Annotated in this window: 4 protein-coding genes; all 4 read right to left on the reverse strand. The window is 64.1% G+C overall.

Annotation, left to right across the window (positions count from 1 at the left end; translation table 11 throughout):
- Positions 1 to 192 precede the first annotated feature (192 nt).
- Entirely contained in the window at positions 193 to 333 is a 141-nt protein-coding gene (locus tag ACFYZS_RS40405) for a hypothetical protein (protein WP_003944648.1), read from the reverse strand.
- Positions 334 to 704: 371 nt separating this feature from the next.
- Positions 705 to 1,496, reverse strand: coding sequence for an IS21-like element IS1415 family helper ATPase IstB (gene istB / locus ACFYZS_RS40410; RefSeq protein WP_003944771.1), 792 nt, complete (start codon positions 1,494 to 1,496; stop codon positions 705 to 707).
- Positions 1,496 to 3,037, reverse strand: coding sequence for an IS21-like element IS1415 family transposase (istA, locus tag ACFYZS_RS40415; protein WP_389024581.1), 1,542 nt, complete (start codon positions 3,035 to 3,037; stop codon positions 1,496 to 1,498). Before istA ends, istB begins: the two co-directional genes overlap by 1 nt.
- A gap of 115 nt (positions 3,038 to 3,152) precedes the next feature.
- Positions 3,153 to 3,577 (reverse strand): GtrA family protein (locus ACFYZS_RS40420; RefSeq protein WP_389024584.1); only part of this gene is annotated, 425 nt, incomplete at its 5' end.

Raw genomic sequence — 3,577 nt, forward strand, 5'->3', positions numbered from 1 at the left:
CAACGGTCTGGGCACGAGCATCCTGGTCGGTCAGCGCTCCATAGATCGAGCCACCGAAGTAATCACCTACCACCTCGATCGCCTCTTCGCGGTTCCACCAGCAACGATCACCGAGCCTGCCACCTGATTACAACTGCAGTGCCGGCATCTACGCTCGACGAACCCCTGGGCTGCGGGGCCAGCTGAGGTGATTCAGCGAAAGATTGCCCATACTGCGAGGACTACCAGCAGTACGGCAAGGACGAACAAAACCACGAACGTGGCGGTGGGATGGTCGTTGATCCATTCGCTGAGTGCGTGGAGGCGGGTCGATGCATCGGATGTGATGGTCATGCCGTCACTTTCATGAGTTCACACCTGGAGTGGTTTCCGGTGAGGTGGCGGATGGGTGGTCAGGCCGGTGGGTCGAGCCTCTCCGTCGCCGGGACGGCAGCGGCGTCGAAGTCCGCGGCCGAAGTCGAGCGAACTCGCTGCCACGCGTGCCAGAGGAACCACGTCGAGAGAAAGGCACCGACCACGGTGCTCGCGACGAAATCGCTTGCGGTTTCAGTGAGGGCATGCACGTGGGGTTCCCTCAATTCCAGGTGGTATGTCAATGGCCACGAAGTTCTCCCCGTAGGCGGCCAGTAGTTCTCCCCGCTGGTGGCCACGGGTTCTCCCCGGTGGCGGCCAGTTGTTTTTCCCCACCCGCTTTCTGATTTGGGTTAGCTGAAGGGCTTCACCCCCTTGCCGGTGGTGGCTTCGGTGAGGCGGAAGGAGTCGCCGTCGGTGACGACGACGTGCGCATGGTGCAGGAGCCGGTCAACGGTGGCGGTGGCCAATGTTTTGGGCATGATCTCGTCGAAGCCGGAGGGGTGCAGGTTGCTCGAGACGGCAATCGCTCGGCGTTCGTAGGCAGCGTCGACGAGGCGATAGAATCCTTCGGCGGCGTCTTCAGAGACCGGGAGCAGACCGATGTCGTCGACGATGATCAGGTCGGAGCGGATGATCCTCGTCAGGGCTCGGGCGATGGAGTCGTCGGCACGGTGCCGGCGGACCAGGGCACCGAGGTCTTCGATGGTGAACCAAGACACCGCCAGCCCAGCTTCGACTGCGGCCTGCCCGAGTGCCTCGGTGAAGTGAGACTTGCCAGTTCCCGAAGGCCCACAGACGCAGAAACATTCACGCCGCCCGACCCACTCCAGGGTGCGGAGCGCGTCCTGGGTGGCGCGGGGAATCGACGATTTCGTTTCGTCCCAGTCGCCGAAGGTCTTGCCGGTAGGGAAACCCGCGCGTTTGCGGCGAGTGTGCAGGTTCGCCCGGTCCCGGCCGGCGGCTTCCTCAGCGAGGAGAACCCGCACGACTTCGGCGGGGTCCCAGCGTTGGGCTTTCGCGGTCGGGATGATATCGCTCAAGGACCTGCGGATATGGGGCAGTTTCAGGCGTTTAGTCAGGTCGATCGCCTCGGCCAACGGGTCGCCGTTAGCGCTGGTAACAGTGCGCAAAGGGGTGCTCATCAGGCGTCATCGCTTTCATCGTCAGTAGTGGCTGGGCTGGCCGGCGCTGGTGTCTGGCCGAAGGTGGACCAGGCGGCGGTGCCCGGTTGCAGAGTGTGGTTCTCGCTGCGACGGACCGGATCAGCGTGTTCGTGGGTGACTTGGTAGTCGAGGATCGAGATCAGGTCCCGATCGGCGAACCGGCCGGTCATCGCTGCCGTCCCCAACGCTCTGTCGACTGCGTCCGGGGAGTGCAGCTTCGAAAGGTCCACGGCTTCGGCCATCTTCGCCCTGATGCGGCGCGCTCCCGCGGCGGCAGCCTCGACCAGCCAGCTGTTGGCACCCTGGCCCAACTGTAGGAAGGCGAGCTCGGCGGCGGTACGAGGCTTGGGCACCCGGTCGGCGGCGTCGCGGTCTGGGCGGGGTGGGTAGTGGTCGTTGTCGAGGACCGGTGAACCGGGTTGGCCGCGGCGGTGCCGCGCGACTTCGACTGCACCGCCATCATTGTCGACGGCGGTCACGATCAGCTCCTCACCATGGAAGCGGGCCCAGACCCGAGTGTCGATCAACGTGTGCGGCACCGAATACCGCACCCCTTCCACCGAGATCGTCGACTCCCAGTTCACCCGCCGGGTGGTGCCGAACACCGCGGTGAACGGAGATTTCGGCAGCGGATGCAGCCGCTGCAACTCTTCGGCCAGCCGCTCGACCGGCCGCCGCCGAGTAGAGCTGTGGACGCGGGTGTTGACGTCGGTGCAGAACTGCCGGCAAGCCGACTCGAGCTCACCGAAAGAGTGATACTGCTCGCGCAGGTTCACCTCCTTCGGCAACAGGTCGGCTTTGGCGATCCGCACCGTCGCCTCACTTCCTCCCTTCGACTCCGGATCAGCAGGTAAACACGTCCGCAGCGTCGTGCCGTAATGCCGTGCCACCTCCACGATCTCCGGATTGCGGACCGCGATCCCGGCCACGTGATCGATCGTCGCGGTCTTCTCGTTGTCGGTGAGGACATAGACCGGAACCCCGCCCAAGCGGCGGAATGTCGCATCCAAACACGCCGCCACCGTCGGCAATGTCTTGTCCCAGATCGGGATCACCACCCGAAATCGCGACCACGCCAACCATGCGCAGAACAACGTCGTCTTCCGGCCGGAAATCGTTGGCCCGTCACCGAAGTCGTACTGTAACCACAGCCCAGGTTCGGTTACCCACGGCCGATACACTCGCCGCCGACCAGCCCGAAACTGGGCCTTCGCCTCCGCGACCGTCCGGCGCGTGGTCCGCTCACCGCCGGTGAACCCGAGCGCGACGATCCGTTCGTGGATGACATCCGCGCGGACCTTGCCCTGCGAGCGGACCACCAACTCCTCGATCTTCGGCAGAAAGTCGTCGATCGCCCGCGCTCGATGCCGCCGGCGGTCCGGCGGCTGCCCCGCAGCGCGCATCTGCACATACCGGGCCACCGTGTGGTGATCACACCCAACCAGCTCCGCCGCCGCCCGATAACTACCCGTGAGGTCGTACGCCTCCAAAATTTCCATGATCTCCCTGCTCGATTTCATCCACCCAGCGTTGCCGGGACCGAATCTGACTCACAGCAGGTGGGGAACTATCTGGCCGTACGCGGGGAGAAACCATGGCCACAAAATGCGCCATAAATGGCCGCCAGTGGGGAGCTTACGATGGCCGTCGACAGTGGTATCGGGCAATCCAGAGGGGAATGGCACCGAGAGTGATGGAGACTGCCATGAGGGCGAAAAAGGTTGCTGCCCAGCGTCCTCCGCTTGCATGATCGATGTCGGCGAACGACCATGCCAGGCACAGGATGTATGCGTACACGGCGGAGATCAGTGCGGCGAGCATGTGCGCTGTGACCGGATTGTCTGTGAGCGCCGTCCATTTCAGGATCGAAAACAGTGTCGTCGTGGCCATGGTGCCCGCTGTTGCGATCAGGAGGAATTTCACGGCTTCGGGGTAGCGCAGAAGCCTCGCGATCCAGCGCTGCGGCAGGGCGTACACGAGGGCTTGGGAGAGGATGGTCAGTGCCGAGGTCACGTTTGCGCTTTCCGGCGTGGGGGCTGGGGGAACATGTACGACGAAGG

Origin of the sequence: Streptomyces sp. NPDC001903, from assembly GCF_042891345.1 — a bacterium.
Classification (GTDB): Bacteria; Actinomycetota; Actinomycetes; order Streptomycetales; family Streptomycetaceae; genus Streptomyces.